Consider the following 18,360-nt stretch of genomic DNA (forward strand, 5'->3'; position numbering starts at 1 on the left):
TCCACTTTCCCTGTTCTGTAACAGTGTTGGCGCAAACACTCCCGACTGTGCAGCACGCATTCTGGGGGGTTTAAGATGCCGCCCCGCACGTCTATATCAAGCGGGCTGCAAACATATTTGTCGGGGGTGCCAGATGGCCGAGACACGCAAAACCAAGGTTCTGATCATCGGCTCCGGCCCTGCGGGATACACTGCTGGCGTCTACGCCAGCCGCGCCATGGTGGAACCTATTCTGGTTCAGGGCATGGAACCGGGTGGCCAGTTGACCACCACAACAGAGGTCGAGAACTGGCCCGGCGACAGCGAAGTGCAAGGCCCCGACCTGATGGTCCGTATGGAGGCCCACGCCAAGGCGATGGGCACAGAGATCATCGGCGACATCATCACTGATCTGGATCTGTCCAGCCGGCCGTTCCACGCCAAGGGCGACAGTGGCACAACCTATGTGGCCGATTCTGTGATCCTTGCCACCGGCGCGCGGGCCAAATGGCTTGGCCTTGAGAGCGAAGAAAAGTTCAAGGGCTTCGGTGTTTCCGCCTGTGCCACCTGCGACGGTTTCTTCTATCGTGGTCAGGAGATTGTTGTAATTGGCGGTGGCAACACTGCCGTTGAAGAGGCGCTGTTCCTGACCAACTTCGCCTCCAAGGTCACGCTGATCCACCGCCGCGACGAATTGCGGGCCGAAAAGATCCTGATCGACCGTCTGGAAAAGAACCCCAAGATCGAACCCCTGTGGTTCCACGAATTGGCCGAAGTCTACGGCAGTGAGAACCCGCTGGGCGTCGAAGGGGTCAAAGTCAAGCACACCAAAACCGGCGAAATCACCGACATCCCCTGCAAGGGTGTCTTTGTTGCCATCGGTCATGCGCCTGCAAACGAATTGGTCAAGGATACGCTGGAAACCCATATGGGCGGCTATGTGGTGACCAAACCGGACAGCACCGAAACCTCAATTCCCGGTGTGTTCGCCGCTGGCGATCTGACCGATCATAAATACCGTCAGGCGGTCACATCCGCCGGTATGGGCTGTATGGCCGCGCTGGAGGCCGAACGTTTCCTGGCCGAAGTTGGCGATGATGCCGACAGTGCCACCGACAAAGACACCTCACTGCCTTTGGGCCACGGCGCAGAAGTCGCGCAATAGCCGCGGCTTGACGCCTCCCCCGTCGCCGCCCACAGTCGGGCGGTAGCGGGGGGCATTCTATGAACGATCTTTGGCGCGGCACTCTGGCCACGCGTCTGCGCATTGCAAGCGGGCTGGTCCTGTTCACCTATGCGCTGCTGCATTTCCTGAACATCGGTCTTGGCATGCTGTCTCCGGTCTGGATGGACGCGATGCAGGACGCCCGCCAGATCGTCACCCGCAGCTTCCTTGGCGCATTGCTGCTTTACGGCGCATTCGCCGTCCACATCACCTTTGCCCTCATCAAACTGGCCCAACGCGGCACATTGCGCATGCCGGTTTGGGAAGCGGTGCAAATCGGGCTGGGCATTTTCATTCCGGTTCTGCTGGTCACCCATCTGGTCCACACCCGTGGGGCCCATGAAATCCATAACGTCAATGACGAAATGGGCTATATCATGCTGCTGCTCTACAATACCGCTGACGGCTGGAAACAATCCCTGCTGCTGCTGCTGGTCTGGACACATGGCTGCACCGGGCTGCATTTCTGGCTGCGTGGCAAAGCATGGTGGCGGCGCAACCTGCCTCTGCTTGCAGGGCTGGCCGCCCTTGTTCCCGCCTTTGCACTGGCCGGTTTTCTGGTCGAAGGGCGGCGTGTCAGGGCGCAGTTTACGGATCCAACTGAACGCGATGTGATGATCGAGCGGTTCAATTTTCCCGACCGCGAAGCATTTGCAGAAATGTTGACCCTGACCGAGAACCTGCGCTGGTTGTTTGGGGTCATCATGGCGGTGGTGGCGCTGGCTTATCTGGTGAAATACATCCGCGCCCGTCGGCAATCCGTCACCATCCACTATGGCAACGGGCCGCAGATAAACGCGCCGCGCGGGCTGACCCTGCTGGAAATGTCCCGCCTGCGCGGCGTCCCGCATGCCTCGCTTTGTGGCGGACGCGGGCGCTGCACCACTTGCCGCGTCGTGATCGAAGAAGGGCTGGACCTGCTTCACCCCCCCAGTGAAGCAGAGGCACGCAGCCTTGCCGCCGTTGGTGCCGAACCCAATACGCGACTGGCCTGCCAGATCAAACCAATGGACCCGATGACCGTTGTACGCGTCTTCCAACCCGACGGGCGCAGCAAACATCGCGGCCATGCCAGTCAGGGCGAAGAAAGGGAACTGGCGCTGCTGTTTCTGGACATGCGTGGCTTTACCGCCCGTACCACCGGACAGCTGCCTTATGATGTGGTGTTTCTGTTGAACCGGTTTTTCGACGCAATTGTCCCGGCGATCACTGCACAGGGCGGCACCGTCGACAAATACCTCGGGGATGGCTTTCTTGCTGTGTTTGAACTGCCCGCCTCCGACAACTCTGCCCATGCGGCCTTGCGCGCCATTGAAGGCATCGCGCAGGCATTGGCCGCCTTTAACGAAACACTGGCAAGCGAAGGCCAAAGCCCGGTCGCCATTGGCATCGGTGCCCATCTGGGGGATGTGGTCCTGGGCGAAATCGGGGCCGCAGGTCAGGCCCCGCGCACCCTGATCGGCGATACCGTCAACACCGCCTCACGGATCGAAGGGGCAACCAAGGAATATAAGGTTCAGGTCTTCATCTCTGCCCCGCTGCTGGATGCCGCCGGACATCCTGTGCCCCGTGAACAGATGACCGCCCTCGAATTGCGCGGCCTCAGCAGGCCCCTGCTGGCATGGCCCATATCAGAGGCCAGTAACCTCAGCGTACAATTGGCACGGTTTCGCGGGTTTGAAGAGACGGAGGTTCCAAAAACCTGAAAAACCCACGACTTTCTCCTATTTTTGTAGATTTTGCCACCTCACAGCTAGACTTTTGCCGTATTCAAGCGGCATAGGGCAGACAACTGGCCGGTCCGGCCTGAGGCAAGAAACGAGAAAATTATGAGCATGCTGGCAAATCTCGCTCCGATCCCGGAGCTCTATGTATCCTACGAATCCGCACAGAAAATGAAGACAGAGGCGGCCGATCTTGTCAGCCACGATCTGACGCCCCGCCAAATCTGCGATCTGGAATTGCTGATGAACGGCGGGTTCAACCCGCTTAAGGGCTTCCTCTCCGAAGAGGATTACAACAGCGTTGTCGACAATATGCGGCTGGCTGATGGCACGCTTTGGCCGATGCCGATCACGCTGGACGTCTCCGAAGATTTCGCCGCCTCGCTGGAAATCGGGCAAGACATCGCCCTGCGCGATCAGGAAGGTGTGATTCTCGCCACCATGACCGTCAGCGACAGCTGGACCCCGAATAAGGCACATGAGGCAGAGAAGGTCTTTGGCGCCGACGACAGCGCCCATCCGGCAGTAAACTATCTGCACAATCAGGCGGGCAAGATCTATCTGGGTGGACCCGTGACCGGCATCCAACAGCCGGTGCATTATGATTTCCGCGCCCGGCGCGACACGCCAAATGAATTGCGCGCCTATTTCCGCAAACTTGGCTGGCGCAAGGTTGTCGCCTTCCAGACACGCAATCCCCTGCACCGTGCGCATCAGGAACTGACCTTCCGGGCCGCCCGCGAGGCGCAGGCCAACCTGCTGATCCACCCGGTTGTTGGCATGACAAAACCCGGCGACGTCGATCACTTTACCCGCGTGCGCTGTTACGAGGCGGTGCTGGATCAATATCCGCAGGCCACCACCTCCATGTCCCTGCTGAACCTCGCCATGCGCATGGCTGGCCCGCGTGAGGCCGTCTGGCATGGGCTGATCCGCAAAAACCACGGCTGCACCCATTTCATCGTGGGCCGCGACCATGCTGGCCCCGGCAAAAATTCTGCCGGTGAGGATTTCTATGGCCCCTATGACGCGCAGGACCTGTTCCGCGAGCATCAGGAAGAAATGGGCATCGAAATGGTCGATTTCAAACATATGGTCTATGTGCAGGAACGCGCCCAATACGAACCCGCAGACGAGATTGCAGATAAGGAAAACGTCACCATCCTGAACATCTCCGGCACAGAATTACGCCGCCGTTTGCAGGAAGGTCTGGAAATCCCTGAATGGTTCTCTTTCCCCGAGGTGGTACAGGAACTGCGCCGCACCCGGCCACCGCGCAACAAACAGGGTTTTACCGTGTTCTTCACCGGTTTCTCCGGTTCAGGAAAATCCACCATCGCCAATGCCTTGATGGTCAAACTGATGGAAATGGGCGGCCGTCCGGTGACACTGCTGGATGGTGACATTGTGCGCAAGAACCTCAGCTCCGAGCTGGGCTTTTCCAAGGAACACCGCGATCTGAACATCCGCCGCATCGGCTATGTCGCGTCAGAGATCACCAAAAACGGCGGCATCGCCATCTGCGCGCCGATCGCACCTTACGCCACCACGCGCCGCGCGGTGCGGGAAGACGTCGAAGGGTTCGGTGCCTTTGTCGAGGTCCATGTTGCGACCAGCATTGAAGAATGCGAACGCCGCGACCGCAAGGGCCTGTACAAGCTGGCCCGCGAAGGCAAGATCAAGGAGTTCACAGGTATTTCAGACCCCTACGACGTTCCCCAGAACCCTGAGCTTTCGGTTGAGACGGAAAACGTCGATGTGGACAATTGCGCCCATCAGGTGCTGTTGAAACTGGAAAGCATGGGGTTGATTTCAGGGTAACCCTGCCAGTTCGGTCTCTTTCCAAGATGAAAGCGCGGCCCCAACGGGCCGCGTTTTTCTATTCTGGCAGATAGGCCTGACCAGACATGACAACCACACCACGCCCTGCCACCTTAACACCTGTGATGGCATCCCGCGGTCCCAGAACCTCGACCTGCGCCTGACCGGGGCGGCCCATCCCGTGGCCCTGCTCCGCAGTGTATCTTGGCCCGTCGATCAACCCATTCGCCCAAAGGTAAGACGCCGCCGCCCCTGTGGCCGACCCGGTAAAGGGATCTTCCGGCGGGCTGGGCGGGGCCAGCAACAGCCGCGCGAAAGTATCACCCGCCGCCGTCGCCCCCTCAAGGGTGATCCAGTAAGGCTCCATCAGATCATCGGACGACAGACCCAGGTGGCGGCAATAGTGCGCGAAACCCGCAGCGTCAAAGCGCAGCGCTTCCAGCGCGGCACGATTCCGCAGAACGGTAATGCAAAACGGCAACCCGGTTGAAACAACCTGCGGCGGTGCAATGATGGCATCAGCAGCAACGCCCCCCACCTGCGCCACCACGTCGGCGGGCACACGCGCGCCGAATTCCGGTGCCACCTGCGTCATGGTGATCAAACCACCCGCCACCTCAACGGCCACAATCCCCGCGCCGGTTTCCAGTGTCAGCGCTCCCTCACCGATGATCTTGCGGTGCAGCAACGCAGCAACAGTGGCAATGGTCGGGTGGCCCGCGAAAGGAATCTCGCGGCTGGCAAGATAGTATTTCACCTTGAAATCAGCCACCTCGGACGGCCCGGTAAAGGTACATTCCACCAGCGATGTTTCCCGCACATAGGCCATGCAGGTCGCATCAGACAACACGGCACCGCCATGCACCACCGCACACCCATTGCCGCCAAACGGCGCGTCGGCAAAGGCATCCACCCAATCAAAATCAAAAACCATATCGCCCCCAATGCAAAAGGGCCGCACCGATGTGCAGCCCCTCAAACTCTATCTCATTCCTGACAAGGTGCCAGATTAATGCACCATCACCGGCGCATAGTCATGTTCACGCGCCAGCATAAAGGCCATCTTGCGGTCCCCGACAAGGGCCAGCTGCTGACCCTGCGCATCATGCACCGCATAAAGCTGTTCCAGCCCCTCGGCCTGATCACGCACCTCGCGGGGCAGATCCGTTACCAGAATGGATTTCACATAAACGGTGCGGTCCATCGACTGCACAGCTTTGGTTTGGGAGTTCATGTCTTGCATCGTCCTACCCTTTCTTGATCTTGATCGTTTGAACAACTGTCTCTGGCTTGGCGCGGGTCAGGTCCACATGCAGCAACCCGTTTTCCATCTGTGCCTCGCCAACTTCCACACCATCGGCCAATACAAAGGACCGTTGGAATTGCCGCGCGGCGATCCCGCGATGCAGGAAGATTCGCCCGTCGCTGTCTTCGGCCTGCCGTCCGCGAATAACCAACTGCCGGTCTTCTACGGTGATGGCCAGATCGCTTTCGGCAAAACCGGCCACGGCCAGCGTGATGCGATAGCTGAAATCAGAGGTCTGTTCGATATTAAAAGGCGGATAACCTTCGTTACCGGTCTTGGCGGTGCGTTCCAGCACACGCTCCAGCTGTTCAAATCCCAGCATGTGGGGATAAGAGGCTAGCGTCATTTTCGTCATGCGACACGTCCTTATAGTCTCAAGCGACAGTCATATCCGGCCCCGTTATGGCAACCGTTGATATGAATATGGGGGCAGCGCCGCCTTCGTGCAAGGGCTATGCGCAAGCAAGGTGAACGACTATATTGGCGACACAGACACCAATGGAATCATCCGGTTATGAATGCGCCCAACGATCTTTCGATGAAGACTGATGATGTTTTGCGCGTTGAGCTTGAGGTATTCCGCCGTGAACACCGCGATCTGGACGAGGCGATTGCCGCCCTGACCGAACGTGGCACAGCCGACCAGCTGACGGTCCAGCGGCTGAAGAAACGCAAACTGCGCCTGAAAGACCTGATTGCCCAGATTGAAGACCGGCTGACTCCCGACATCATCGCCTGATTGCCCTGCATCGCCCAAGGGCCCCATTCACCGCATTGCCCCCCCGCGCAGTCTGGCTATAGTGCGCGTTCCTGATTTTCGAGCAAAGGCGCATTCATATGACCACCCCTCCTGTTGGCATCATCATGGGCTCGCAATCCGACTGGCCCACCATGCGCGAAGCGGCTGTGCTGCTGGACGAACTGGGTATCTCCTATGAGACCCGGATTGTATCCGCCCACCGCACGCCTGACCGCCTTTGGGACTATGGCAAAACCGCCGCGGATCGCGGGTTGCAGGTGATTATTGCAGGGGCCGGTGGGGCGGCGCATCTACCCGGTATGATGGCCTCTAAAACCCGTGTGCCGGTGATCGGCGTGCCGGTACTGACCAAGGCCCTGTCAGGCGTCGACAGCCTCTATTCCATTCTACAGATGCCCAAAGGGTTTCCCGTGGCGACCATGGCCATCGGCGCACCCGGTGCGGCCAATGCCGGTCTGATGGCGGCGGGCATTCTGGCCTTGCAAGACGCCGAGCTTGCCGCGCGGCTAGACGCATGGCGTGACGCGCTCAGCGCTTCCATTCCAGAGGAGCCAACCGATGACTGATCCTCTACCGCTTGGCAGCACCATCGGCATTCTGGGGGGCGGGCAACTGGGCCGTATGCTCTCTGTTGCCGCCGCCCGTCTGGGGTTCAAAACCCATATCTTTGAACCCGGCGCAAACCCGCCCGCTGGTCATGTGGCCGATGCTGTCACCACTGCCTCTTACGAAGACGCCGACGCCCTGCGCAGCTTTGCCGCCGCCTGTGATGTGGTGACGTTTGAATTTGAAAACGTCCCGACCGCCGCCCTTGATCTGATTGAGGCGCAGGTGCCGATCCGTCCGGGTCGCGAGGCTTTGCGGATCTCTCAGGACCGGCTGACCGAAAAGGAATTCCTGCAAGGGTTGGGCCTGACAGTTGCGCCATTTGCCGATGTCGCGGATGCCGCTGCAATGACCACAGCCGTTGCCACCATCGGTGCCCCTAGCATTCTGAAAACCCGTCGTTTTGGCTATGACGGCAAGGGGCAGGCACGGCTGCGCAGTCCCGAAGATGCCGATCAGGCATTTGCCGATATGAACGGTGCCCCAGCCATCCTTGAGGGGTTTGTCGACTTCACCCATGAGGTTTCCGTCATCGCTGCCCGCAGTCCTGCGGGCGATGTTGCCTGTTACGATCCCGGTGAAAACGTCCATCGTGATGGCATCCTGCACAGCACCACCGTGCCTGCAAAACTCACCAGCTCACAACGGATGGACGCTGTCCTGCTGGCCGCCAAAGTGTTGAATGCGCTGGAGTATGTCGGCGTGCTGGGGGTCGAACTCTTCGTCACGCGGCAAGGGTTGATCGTCAATGAGATTGCCCCGCGCGTGCATAACTCCGGCCATTGGACACAGAACGGTTGTACCGTCGATCAATTCGAACAACACATCCGTGCCATCGCCGGCTGGCCTTTGGGGGATGGTTCACGTCATGCAGATGTTGTGATGGAAAACCTGATCGGGGACGATATGGACCGCGTTCCGGCGCTCGCAGCAGAGAAAGACACAGCCCTGCATCTTTACGGCAAGGCCGAAGTCAAGGCGGGCCGCAAAATGGGCCACGTCAACCGGATCAGCCGATAAACCGCTCCGCAACTGCGCCACTCATATAAGACACGCGACCTTGCACAAAGGTCGCGGCCACACGCCGTGTCTGTGCATCCAGCACCACAAAATCCGCGCGTTTGCCAAACTCCAGGCTGCCCCTGTCAGACAGGCCCAACACCGCTGCCGGACCGGATGAGATCAACGCCCAGGCGCTTGGTAAATCCATCACCCCCGCATCTGCCAGCATCAAGGCGGCGCGCCGTGGTGACGGGTAGTGGTAATCAGACGCCAGCGCGTCACAATACCCCATCGCCAACAGATCTATCGCCGAAAGATTGCCATTGTGCGAGCCGCCGCGCACCACATTGGGCGCGCCCATCAGGATCGGATCACCTGCACCATGGGCCGCCTCTGCCGCCTCCAGCGTCTCGGGGAACTCCGCCACCCTTACCCCCCGTGCCCGCCAGATCGCGCGGGTTTCAGCCGTAGCATCATCATGGCTGCCCATACGGATACCCGCTGCCGCCAAACGTGGGCACAGCGCATCCAGCGCCGCTGGCACCTCTGGCCCCAGGGCATGCAGCTCTTTCATGTAGGCATGATGTTTTTCCGGGCTGCGCCGCGCCTTCAACGCCTGCCCGTTCAACCGGCGTGGCAGCTTGCCCGCTTCCAGACGCTCATGTGGCAGATGGTCGTTGAACACCATATAACGGATGTCCCAATCGGCCAGCCGTTGCGGCAGATCTTCGTAAAGCTCCAGCAGATGGGTCTCAAACCGCAGTTGCGCTTGCAGGTCGGTGACCAATGCCTGTTTCGTGTCGCGGATGGACGCAAAGACACGTTCGGCAAATTCCAGCCCGCGCATCCCACCTTCCCAGCTGACAAACTGCGCCAGCACTGCCGTGGTGATCCCGTTCGCCGCTAGCTCTGCCTCGCAGGCGATCAGCCCCGCATCCATCTGCTTCATCGCGCCCCGCCGTTGCGCCAGATGCCGTTCAAACCCGTCCCCGTGCAGATCGACAATACCGGGCAATACCAGAAACCCCGTCAGATCCACCGCCCGCCCCACGGGCCGTTCAACAATGGTGCCATTGGCAAAAGAAAGCGCAGCCGTGCACAGACCGTCAGCCCGCAACACCCGCGCGCCGGTCAGATCAAGGTTTGGCATCCGCGTCCTCTTCCCCCAGAATGCATCCCCCCTCAGGGCAGCCGATCGATTCAAGTACCCCATCAAACCACGTCATGCTCCGGTCGAATTTGCCTGTATGCAAAAAGGCCATCGTCTGTGCGATCACCTGCGGGCTGTTCATCATGAAGGTATGGGTCACCGGCAAAACGATATGATCCTGCATCCCCGCCAATTTGGTCGATGCAACAGAAACCTTGCCATCATCCGGCCCTGGCAACAGCGTTGAAAAATAGGGGTTCAGGGACTGCGATCCCGCAATAATGCCAAGTTGAAAATTCGCCGCCGGCAGCCCCCGTGGCAAACTGTCCGGCCCGGTGCCCATCTGTTGCCCCGCTGGACCGTTGATCCAGTCAAAGGCCGCGATGTCATCCAGTTGATCCACCACCTCACTGCCGTGATTTGGCGGTCCCAACATCACCACACGGCCCACACGCCCCGCGCCTGCTTCGCTCACCCATTGGCGCACCAGAATGCCGCCCATCGAATGGGTCACAAAATCAACCTCACCCGTGCCGCAGGCCGCCACAGCAGCGGGCACGGTCTCGCGGGTCAGCTCCTCAATCGGCGCTTCAGTGGACGGGTATCCTGGGCGCACAATCCGAAACCCGTCAGCTTCAAGCGCGGCTTCCATCAATGCAAAGGAGGTCTCTGTCCGGGCCAGCCCATGCAACAGCACAACGCAACGCGCTTGCGCCGGGCTTTGTTGGCAAGCGGTCAGCCCGATAAGGGCGAGCAAAAGAAACATCTGACGGGTCATAGGCAATCAAATAGACCGAAACCAGCAGTTGTGAAATGCCACTTATACATAGGCGGATTGAAAATCCGTCAATGCGCGCAAAACAGCTTGGGGAGAAGAGCAATAGCGGCACCAAGAGCCGCCCCCCAGATGCCAGTCACCTCACCCCCTCAACGGGGATCAGCCCTGGGCCTCTGATCCGGTTACCGACCATGCAATGCCACCCACCACCAGCACCGTTGCAAAACCGACAATCAAACCGATTTCTTCGCCCAACAGCACCGCACCCGCCACAATCGCAATCACCGGCACGCTCAGTTGAACAATGGCGGCAGTTGCCCCCTGGATTTTGGGCAAGACAGAATACCACAGCGCATACCCCAATCCAGAGGTCAGCCCGCCGCACAAAATCCCTATGGCCACGCCAGTCGTACTAAAGGTCAGCCCCGTACCGGTCAGCAGGATCAACAGGATCGGAATACACAGCAGAAAATTGGCAGAGGTCGCCGCCAACGGGTCCTGCGCATTGCGCCCAATGATCGTATAAGCCGCCCATCCAAGCCCCGCAAACACCATCAGTGCCGCCCCAACCGGGTCTGCCACGCCACCCGGACCGGGCCATAACGCGCAAAGTAATCCAATAAATGCCACCCCACCGCCGGTAAGCTGCCTAACGGTTGGGGCCGTGCCGTGCAGCGTACCGTGAAGGAACATGCTCACCTGCACCACACCAAACAGGATCAACGCCCCCAGCCCCGCATCAAGCGTCAGATAGGCCAGCGAAAACCCGACCAGATATACAGCCAAGCTTAACGCACCCGGAATGCGGTTTCGACGCAACAACGGTAAGCCACCGCCGCGCAGCGAAATAATCATCCCCAGCACCAGCGCACCCGACACAACCCGAACCAGTGCAAATCCTGACGGGTCAATAAATCCGCCACCAATCGCCAGACGTGTCAGAACGGAGTTTGCGGCAAACGCAATCATGGTCAGGGTAATGGCAAGGAAAAGACGCATACCTCGGCTTAGCGGGTCATCTCCATTTCGCCAAGTGGTCAGGCTTCACGACAAGCTGCACAAAACCGCGATGTCATGTAACAGATCAGTGGAAAACGAAATCATCCTCGTCATCCAACCCCGCCAGCAAGGCATCGACGTCAGCCGCATCAAAGCGGCTGATCAACTCGTTAAAGCGGTCGCCTGCCCCCGCCATATTGCGCCGCACCAGAGAAACCACACTGCTTTGCACATCACTGTCCTGTAACGCTGCAACCAGCCCTTGCCGCAGGAACTCGCGATGCTGGCTGGCCTGCAACATCAACTGTTGTTGCTGGCGGGCCATGCCAACCGCATTCAACATGGCATCGCGCAGGCCCTCGGCATCCATCTCTTCTTTGGTCAGGAAATCGTGATAGCCACCGCGCATGGCCTGCACCGCTGTCTGACGGGCCCCGTCACCGGTGATCATGATCTTGCCCGCATCCTTGTTACGCTCATTTGACAAAACATGGTTCAGCGCCTGCATCCCATCCCCGACGGGCAGGCGATAATCAATAAGGATCAGATCATAGTTCTGCTTGGCCACCGCCGCGTCCATCGCCTCAATACTCTCAACTTCATCCAGATGAATAGAAAGCTCGGTCTTCTGGCTCAGCCGCCGAATGCGGGCCCGATCAAAGTTACTGTCATCCAGCAACAGCGCACGAATATCATGGGGAATAGGAGGTACACCAGGAAAGCAAGACCGGTTCTCTTCTGCACTTAACATGGGTTTAGTCCTTGGTTGATCCGTTTCATCGTAGGATTGCGGATATTCCCTGCTTATTTCTTAACATGGCGTCCCTGACGCGCCGCATTTGACAAAAATCTCAGCGGCTCAATCGCTCTCATTTGACGGAATCGTCACTTCGACAAGAATGCCGCGTCCATAAGGAGAATCGCGAATATCAGCAGCCCCGCCATACAGCGCCGCAATCTTGCGCACGTTGGCCAGCCCCATACCGCTGCCCTCCACCTCATCTCTGGGACGCAGTGTCCGCATCGCACCGAACACGTTTTCCCGATACTCCGGCGGAATGCCCGGCCCGTCATCAGCCACAGACAAGCGCATCTTTCCCCCTTGTTGCGCGCTGCTGATGACAATCTGACCGGAAGGTTTATCGTGATGTTTCAAAACATTACGGATCAGTGAATCAAACAGGGTCAACACATCGCGGTCACCCATCTCGACCCGATCACAATCCAGGTTTCGGATCACCGCAAAACCGGCAGGAACCTGAATTTCCTCCAGCACCTGATCCAGAACATCATGCAGATGATTTATCCGCAGCTCTTGCGTGCGCCCGATCCGCGAAAACGTCAGCAAATCGACCAGCATCCGGTCCAGCCGTCCGGTGTGCCGGTTCATCAGCTCAATTGACGCCGCAACAGAACCCTCAACCTTCACGCCCGCCTCTTCAAGATCCTCCTCAATCCAATGCGGCAACTCCAACAAGGCCCGCACCGAGGCGCGAACATCATGGCTGATCAGATAAATAAAATCTTCAATATCCTGAGAAACCCCTGACTGTTGGTCAGTGGCCGGGACGGATTGGACGTTTTCGGAATTCATAGGCACTCACCACTCTTATGAACCGAAAGCCTAGCATTCCGCCATTGATGGAACCTTAACGCAAGGTTCAAATTGCCCTGAAGCGGTCCCCCTGAAACGACAAAAGGCCCCGAAGGGCCTTTTGCGTATCTTGCCAGCAGGCAGGATAAATAAGGGGCAAACCTTACATCATGCCGCCCATGCCGCCCATGTCGGGCATGCCGCCGGGCATACCGCCGCCAGCGCCTTCTTTGGAGGGCTTGTCGGCAACCATGGCTTCGGTTGTGATCAGCAGGGAAGCAACAGATGCCGCATCCTGAAGCGCTGTCCGCACAACTTTGGCAGGGTCGATCACGCCGAACTTGAACATGTCGCCATATTCTTCGGTCTGTGCGTTGAACCCAAAGGTCAGATCGTCGCTCTCGCGGATTTTGCCCGCAACAACGGCGCCGTCAACACCGGCGTTCTCTGCGATCTGACGCAGAGGTGCTTCCAGTGCCTTGCGCACGATGGAGATACCAACGTTCTGGTCGTTGTTCTCGCCTGTCACACCTTCCAGCTTCTTGCCAGCCTGTACCAGTGCAACACCACCACCAACAACGATACCTTCCTGAACCGCGGCGCGTGTCGCGTTCAGTGCATCGTCAACGCGGTCTTTGCGCTCTTTAACTTCTACTTCAGACATGCCGCCAACGCGGATCACGGCAACACCGCCTGCCAGTTTGGCAACGCGCTCTTGCAGCTTCTCTTTGTCGTAGTCAGAAGTTGTCTCTTCGATCTGTGTGCGGATCTGTGCAACACGTGCTTCGATCTCGGCCTTCTCGCCAACACCGTCCACAACAGTTGTCTCGTCCTTGGTGATCGATACTTTCTTGGCTGAACCCAGCATGTCCATGGTCACGGACTCAAGCTTCATACCCAGATCTTCAGAAATCACCTGACCACCTGTCAGGATCGCCAGATCCTGCAACATCGCCTTGCGACGATCGCCAAAACCAGGGGCCTTGACCGCTGCAATTTTCAGACCGCCGCGCAGTTTGTTCACAACCAGCGTTGCCAGCGCTTCGCCTTCAACATCTTCTGCGATGATCAGCAAAGGCTTCTGCGACTGGATCACCTGCTCCAACAGTGGAACCATTGGCTGCAAGGAAGACAGCTTCTTCTCGTGCAGCAGGATGATTGCATCTTCCAGCTCAACAGTCATCTTGTCAGAGTTGGTGACAAAGTAAGGTGACAGGTAACCGCGGTCGAACTGCATACCTTCAACAACATCGGTCTCTGTTTCCAGACCTTTGTTCTCTTCGACGGTGATCACACCCTCGTTGCCAACCTTCTGCATCGCGTCTGCGATCTGACGGCCGATTTCTTTCTCGCCGTTTGCAGAGATTGTACCAACCTGCGCAACTTCATCGCTGTCGGAAACCGGACGTGCCGCGGCGCGGATGGCCTCAACAACGGTCAGCGTCGCCATGTCGATGCCGCGCTTCAGATCCATCGGGTTCATGCCCGCTGCAACAGACTTCATGCCTTCTTTGACGATGGCCTGCGCCAGAACAGTTGCGGTTGTTGTACCGTCGCCTGCTTCGTCATTGGTCCGGGAAGCAACTTCCTTAACCATTTGTGCGCCCATGTTCTCGAACTTATCTTCCAGCTCGATCTCTTTGGCCACGGAAACACCATCTTTGGTGATGCGTGGGGCACCGAACGATTTGTCCAGAACCACGTTGCGGCCTTTAGGGCCCAGTGTGACTTTAACCGCGTTTGCCAGAGTGTTCACACCCTTAAGCATTTTGTTGCGGGCATCGGTGTCAAATTTGACGTCCTTAGCTGCCATTTATCTTCTCCATATATCTTAGAATTAAGCGTCGAACCGTAGGGCGGGGGTCACCCCGCCATCCCCTGATCTCAGGAGATGATCCCCATGATGTCGCTCTCTTTCATCATCAGCATTTCTTCGCCTTCGACGGTAACTTCCGTGCCGGACCATTTGCCGAACAGGATCTTGTCACCGGCTTTTACGGCAGGCGCGATCAACTCGCCGCTGTCTTTGCGGGCACCCTCGCCAACAGCAACAACTTCACCCTCAGAGGGTTTCTCTTTGGCTGACTCAGGAATGATCAATCCACCAGAGGTTTTTTCTTCGCTTTCGGTACGCTTTACCAGCACGCGGTCGTGAAGCGGTTTCAATGCCATCTTTGCAGCTCCTTAAGGCTCAAAGTTTATTCCAAACCCGCCGCCCCTTCGTAGGGCGCTCAGGTATTAGCACTCATCATGGTCGAGTGATAACGATGCATAGCTAGGCACCTCCCATTCAGGAGTCAACCGAAGCTTTGGAAAAAAATTTGCCTTAACCTGCACCCAGAATGCGTGGCGATGTCGCGACTGCATCCGCACCGCTTTGGGTTAACCCGTAGACACCCTTCTCGACCTTCTCAAACCAGCCATAATGGTTGTCACGCATCATCCGCGTGGCATGCTGAACGCCCGTCTCTTTCGCCACATCCGCGCCTTTGCTCGCCCCGACCTCAAACAGATAGACCGCCAGCCTCAACGCATCCTGACGATAGGCGGTCACCAGCCCCGCCCTTGTCTGTCCCCCGTCATTCGGGTCGCCCTGCCGCCGAGCGAACTCGCGCAGCAGCTGGGCCTGCCGTTTGGCCGACTTGCGTGGCGCATAGGGTCCGGGGTCGCAATGCACCTCGACCAGCCCATCCGCCAACCGCACAGTGATCAGCCCCAGCCCCAGCCGCCGTGCCAATGCAGTGTTATCCTTCACCGCCTTGGCAAACCGTTTGCCCGGCATACGTGCCACTGCCAGATAAACCTCATCACTGACTTTCATGCGTGCGATGCATTGATGAAACAGCGCCAGCGAAAAGCCCAGCTTCAGCTCGACCACCACAGGCGGCTCCGCCCCGCGGATCGCCACAATATCCGCCGCCCCAACTTCGGATTTCACCACATACCCCTGATCTTCCAGAAAGGATTTGATGGGCGGATAAAGGTCGGTTTCGCGTGCACTGCTCATTTTGGCAGATTGACCCATTTGCAGCGCCAGTCCAACCCGCTAGTCTGTTCTTATGACCCGTGACGAATTGAACCAGTTCTGCGCATCACTGCCCCATGCCACCCATGTGGTCCAATGGGGCAATTCGGATGTCTATAAAGTTGGTGACAAATTATTCGCCGTCATTGGGATGAGTGGAATTGACACCGCCGTCACCTTCAAAGCCTCCGAAATGGCGTTTGAAATCCTCTCTGACAGCCCCGGCTTGCGCCCTGCCCCCTATATGGCCTCCCGTGGCCTCAAATGGATTCAGCATTACGCCGAACCGGGCCTTTCCGACGAAAGCCTGCGCGATCACATCCGTGCCTCTTACGATATGGTTGTGGCCGGATTAACCCGCAAAAAGCGTGCGGCATTGGGCCTCTGACGCAGGGTCGTGACAAGCTGGTCAGCCGCCCATATAAGGCGCTCGAACCGACATCCCATGCAAGGACCCTGATATGACAACCCTGGTATTTGGCCATAAATCCCCTGACACAGACAGCACCGGCAGCCCCATCATCTGGGCGTGGTATCTGAACGAAATTCTGGGCATCACAGCCAAACCCGTCCTGCTGGGCGAACCCAATACCGAAGCGCTGTTCATGCTGGACCATTGGAACCTCGACAAACCCGAAATCGTCAGCGATGTCGCTGCCGGCACGCCGGTTGTTATTGTCGATACCAATAACCCGGCCGAATTGCCCGATGGCATCAACGATTGCGACATCAAGGCCATTATCGACCACCACCGCCTTGTCGGCGGGATCGAAACCAAAGGCCCGATCCACATGGTGATTCAGCCGCTCGCCTGTACCGCAACCATCATGTATAACACCATCGGCAAAGACTGGGCCAAAGCACCCAAAGCTGTAAAAGGCGCTGCCCTGTCCTGCATCCTGTCGGACACGCTGGAATTCCGCAGCCCAACCACCACCGACGAAGATAAAGCTGTCGCACAGGCCATCGCGGATGAACTGGGCGTCGATATCTCTGCCTATGCCGCTGATATGTTCGCCGCGAAATCCGATGTCTCGTCCTTCTCCGAAGAAGAACTGCTGCGCATGGACAGCAAGGAGTTCGACCTGAATGGCACAAACCTGCGTGTGTCCGTACTTGAAACCACCTCGCCCGCACCCCTGATCGCGCGCAAGGATGCGCTGATGGCCGCAATGCCCGGCGTCGCCACGGCTGACGGTGCCGCCGAGGTATTGCTGTTCATCGTGGACATCCTGAAAGAAGAAGCCACATTGCTGGTCCCCAACGACACTGTCAAATCCATCGCTGAAAACAGCTTTGGGGCGACGGTCAGCGGCGATCACGTGGTTCTGCCCGGCATCATGAGCCGCAAAAAGCAGATCATCCCGAACCTCAAAATGTGAGTATATGATGCACCCTAAAGGGTGCATGGGGGGTGTACAGGGGGTGTACGCCCGGTGCCCCCCGCTTTCGACGCTCCACAGTCTCCAGAACAAAGGCCCGCCTCATGACCAGAATCGTCGAAACCCTCGCTGAAATCTCCGCCCAATATGACGCGCTCTTTGTCGATCTTTGGGGCTGTGTACACAATGGCGTCGCCGCCCTGCCCGAGGCAGTTGCCGCCCTGCAAACCTATCGCAAGTCCGGCGGCAAGGTCATTCTCGTCACCAACGCACCCCGCCCTTTTGACAGTGTTGCCAGACAGTTAGACCGTTTCGGCGTCGCCACTGACAGCTGGGACGCCATCGCCACCTCAGGTGATTCCGCACGCTCGGCCATGTTCCGCGGCATCGCGGGCAACAAGGTCTGGTTTGTGGGCCAGCCGCATGACCAGAATTTCTTTGAACCGCTCGAACTCCTCGACGATCCGGTCGAAATCATCCAGGTTCCGCTGGAAGAGGCCGAAGGCATCATCTGCACCGGCCCCGCCGACCCTCTCGCCGACCCCAACGTCATGCGCCCACAGTTCCTTTACGCCAAGCAAAAAGGCCTGAAACTGCTCTGCGCCAACCCAGATATTGTGGTAGATCGCGGTGAAACCCGCGAATGGTGTGCCGGTGCTTTGGCCGCGCTTTATACTGAGATGGGCGGCGAGAGCCTGTATTTTGGCAAGCCCCATCCACCAATCTACGACCTTGCCCGCCGCCGTCTGGCCGCGCTTGGCACCTCTATTTCGGATGACCGCATCCTGTGCATCGGCGATGGAGTCCTGACCGACATCAAAGGGGCGATGGGCGAAGACATCGATTCTCTTTTCATCTCCGGCGGTTTGGCCGCGGCAGAAACCAAAACCGACGTGCAACCCGATCCATCTGCGCTAAGCGCTTATCTGGAAAAGGAAATGTCCAATCCAACCTATACAATCGGATTTCTACGCTAAAATTTTCCCCTTGATTTTCTGCACCTGCAAAG

The 18,360-nt window shown here is 58.2% G+C and carries 20 protein-coding genes; 9 read left to right on the plus strand and 11 right to left on the minus strand.

The window, feature by feature from the left end; genetic code table 11:
- The first annotated feature begins 133 nt into the window (after positions 1-133).
- The 3 genes from trxB to QQL78_RS12115 all read left to right on the plus strand — a co-directional run bounded on the left by trxB (position 134) and on the right by QQL78_RS12115 (position 4,749).
- The gene (gene trxB / locus QQL78_RS12105) at positions 134-1,144 is read left to right on the plus strand and encodes a thioredoxin-disulfide reductase (RefSeq protein ID WP_284373754.1); all 1,011 of its coding nucleotides are present in this window, start codon (positions 134-136) and stop codon (positions 1,142-1,144) included.
- Between the two features lie 59 nt (positions 1,145-1,203).
- Positions 1,204-2,910, plus strand: coding sequence for an adenylate/guanylate cyclase domain-containing protein (locus QQL78_RS12110; protein ID WP_284373756.1), 1,707 nt, complete (start codon positions 1,204-1,206; stop codon positions 2,908-2,910).
- Positions 2,911-3,033: 123 nt separating this feature from the next.
- The gene (locus QQL78_RS12115; protein ID WP_284373758.1) at positions 3,034-4,749 is read left to right on the plus strand and encodes a bifunctional sulfate adenylyltransferase/adenylylsulfate kinase; all 1,716 of its coding nucleotides are present in this window, start codon (positions 3,034-3,036) and stop codon (positions 4,747-4,749) included.
- Between the two features lie 58 nt (positions 4,750-4,807).
- Here QQL78_RS12115 and QQL78_RS12120 read toward each other — a convergent pair whose 3' ends face one another.
- From QQL78_RS12120 to QQL78_RS12130, 3 genes are all read right to left on the minus strand, one after another.
- Complete coding sequence (locus QQL78_RS12120) at positions 4,808-5,683, minus strand: PhzF family phenazine biosynthesis protein (RefSeq protein ID WP_284373760.1); 876 nt, start codon at positions 5,681-5,683, stop codon at positions 4,808-4,810.
- 75 nt (positions 5,684-5,758) lie between these two features.
- Positions 5,759-5,983, minus strand: a complete 225-nt coding sequence (locus tag QQL78_RS12125) for a DUF1150 family protein (RefSeq protein WP_284375574.1) — start codon at positions 5,981-5,983, stop codon at positions 5,759-5,761.
- A gap of 13 nt (positions 5,984-5,996) precedes the next feature.
- Positions 5,997-6,410 (minus strand): Hsp20 family protein, encoded by a 414-nt coding sequence (locus QQL78_RS12130; RefSeq protein WP_284373762.1) that lies wholly within the window; start codon positions 6,408-6,410, stop codon positions 5,997-5,999.
- Between the two features lie 159 nt (positions 6,411-6,569).
- Between QQL78_RS12130 and QQL78_RS12135 the strand changes: the two genes are divergently transcribed.
- The 3 genes from QQL78_RS12135 (at position 6,570) to QQL78_RS12145 (ending at position 8,441) form a co-directional block, all read left to right on the plus strand.
- Positions 6,570-6,794 (plus strand): YdcH family protein, encoded by a 225-nt coding sequence (locus tag QQL78_RS12135; protein ID WP_284373764.1) that lies wholly within the window; start codon positions 6,570-6,572, stop codon positions 6,792-6,794.
- A gap of 98 nt (positions 6,795-6,892) precedes the next feature.
- Positions 6,893-7,381 carry a 5-(carboxyamino)imidazole ribonucleotide mutase gene (gene purE, locus QQL78_RS12140; protein ID WP_284373766.1) on the plus strand — a complete coding sequence of 163 codons (489 nt, stop codon included), beginning with the start codon at positions 6,893-6,895 and terminating at the stop codon, positions 7,379-7,381.
- Positions 7,374-8,441, plus strand: coding sequence for a 5-(carboxyamino)imidazole ribonucleotide synthase (locus QQL78_RS12145; RefSeq protein ID WP_284373768.1), 1,068 nt, complete (start codon positions 7,374-7,376; stop codon positions 8,439-8,441). Before purE ends, QQL78_RS12145 begins: the two co-directional genes overlap by 8 nt.
- Here the strand turns inward: QQL78_RS12145 and QQL78_RS12150 are convergent.
- The 8 genes from QQL78_RS12150 to QQL78_RS12185 form a co-directional block, all read right to left on the minus strand.
- On the minus strand, positions 8,431-9,573 hold the full coding sequence (locus QQL78_RS12150) for an alpha-D-ribose 1-methylphosphonate 5-triphosphate diphosphatase (protein ID WP_284373770.1): 1,143 nt from the start codon (positions 9,571-9,573) through the stop codon (positions 8,431-8,433). The genes QQL78_RS12145 and QQL78_RS12150 overlap by 11 nt on opposite strands.
- On the minus strand, positions 9,560-10,339 hold the full coding sequence (locus tag QQL78_RS12155; RefSeq protein ID WP_284373772.1) for an alpha/beta hydrolase: 780 nt from the start codon (positions 10,337-10,339) through the stop codon (positions 9,560-9,562). The genes QQL78_RS12150 and QQL78_RS12155 overlap by 14 nt, the downstream gene beginning before the upstream one ends.
- A 171-nt stretch (positions 10,340-10,510) precedes the next feature.
- Positions 10,511-11,350 carry a DMT family transporter gene (locus QQL78_RS12160; RefSeq protein WP_284373774.1) on the minus strand — a complete coding sequence of 280 codons (840 nt, stop codon included), beginning with the start codon at positions 11,348-11,350 and terminating at the stop codon, positions 10,511-10,513.
- A gap of 85 nt (positions 11,351-11,435) precedes the next feature.
- Complete coding sequence (locus tag QQL78_RS12165; RefSeq protein WP_284373776.1) at positions 11,436-12,101, minus strand: response regulator; 666 nt, start codon at positions 12,099-12,101, stop codon at positions 11,436-11,438.
- Between the two features lie 108 nt (positions 12,102-12,209).
- A complete protein-coding gene (locus QQL78_RS12170; protein ID WP_284375576.1) occupies positions 12,210-12,944 on the minus strand; it encodes a sensor histidine kinase in 735 nt (244 codons plus the stop codon).
- A 163-nt stretch (positions 12,945-13,107) separates the two neighbouring features.
- Entirely contained in the window at positions 13,108-14,757 is a 1,650-nt protein-coding gene (gene groL / locus QQL78_RS12175; RefSeq protein ID WP_284373778.1) for a chaperonin GroEL, read from the minus strand.
- A 71-nt stretch (positions 14,758-14,828) separates the two neighbouring features.
- Positions 14,829-15,116, minus strand: coding sequence for a co-chaperone GroES (gene groES, locus QQL78_RS12180; protein ID WP_284373780.1), 288 nt, complete (start codon positions 15,114-15,116; stop codon positions 14,829-14,831).
- Positions 15,117-15,270: 154 nt separating this feature from the next.
- Positions 15,271-15,951, minus strand: a complete 681-nt coding sequence (locus QQL78_RS12185; RefSeq protein WP_284373782.1) for a DUF2161 domain-containing phosphodiesterase — start codon at positions 15,949-15,951, stop codon at positions 15,271-15,273.
- A gap of 52 nt (positions 15,952-16,003) precedes the next feature.
- Here QQL78_RS12185 and QQL78_RS12190 point away from each other — a divergent pair, with 52 nt between their 5' ends.
- From QQL78_RS12190 to QQL78_RS12200, 3 genes are all read left to right on the plus strand, one after another.
- Positions 16,004-16,357, plus strand: coding sequence for an MmcQ/YjbR family DNA-binding protein (locus tag QQL78_RS12190; protein ID WP_284373784.1), 354 nt, complete (start codon positions 16,004-16,006; stop codon positions 16,355-16,357).
- A 73-nt stretch (positions 16,358-16,430) separates the two neighbouring features.
- Positions 16,431-17,351: a manganese-dependent inorganic pyrophosphatase gene (locus QQL78_RS12195; protein ID WP_284373786.1), complete on the plus strand. Its 921-nt coding sequence runs from the start codon at positions 16,431-16,433 to the stop codon at positions 17,349-17,351.
- Positions 17,352-17,455: 104 nt separating this feature from the next.
- The gene (locus QQL78_RS12200) at positions 17,456-18,328 is read left to right on the plus strand and encodes a TIGR01459 family HAD-type hydrolase (protein WP_284373788.1); all 873 of its coding nucleotides are present in this window, start codon (positions 17,456-17,458) and stop codon (positions 18,326-18,328) included.
- Positions 18,329-18,360: the final 32 nt, after the last annotated feature.

The sequence above is a fragment of the Sulfitobacter pacificus genome, assembly GCF_030159975.1.
GTDB classification, from domain to species: domain Bacteria; phylum Pseudomonadota; class Alphaproteobacteria; order Rhodobacterales; family Rhodobacteraceae; genus Sulfitobacter; species Sulfitobacter pacificus.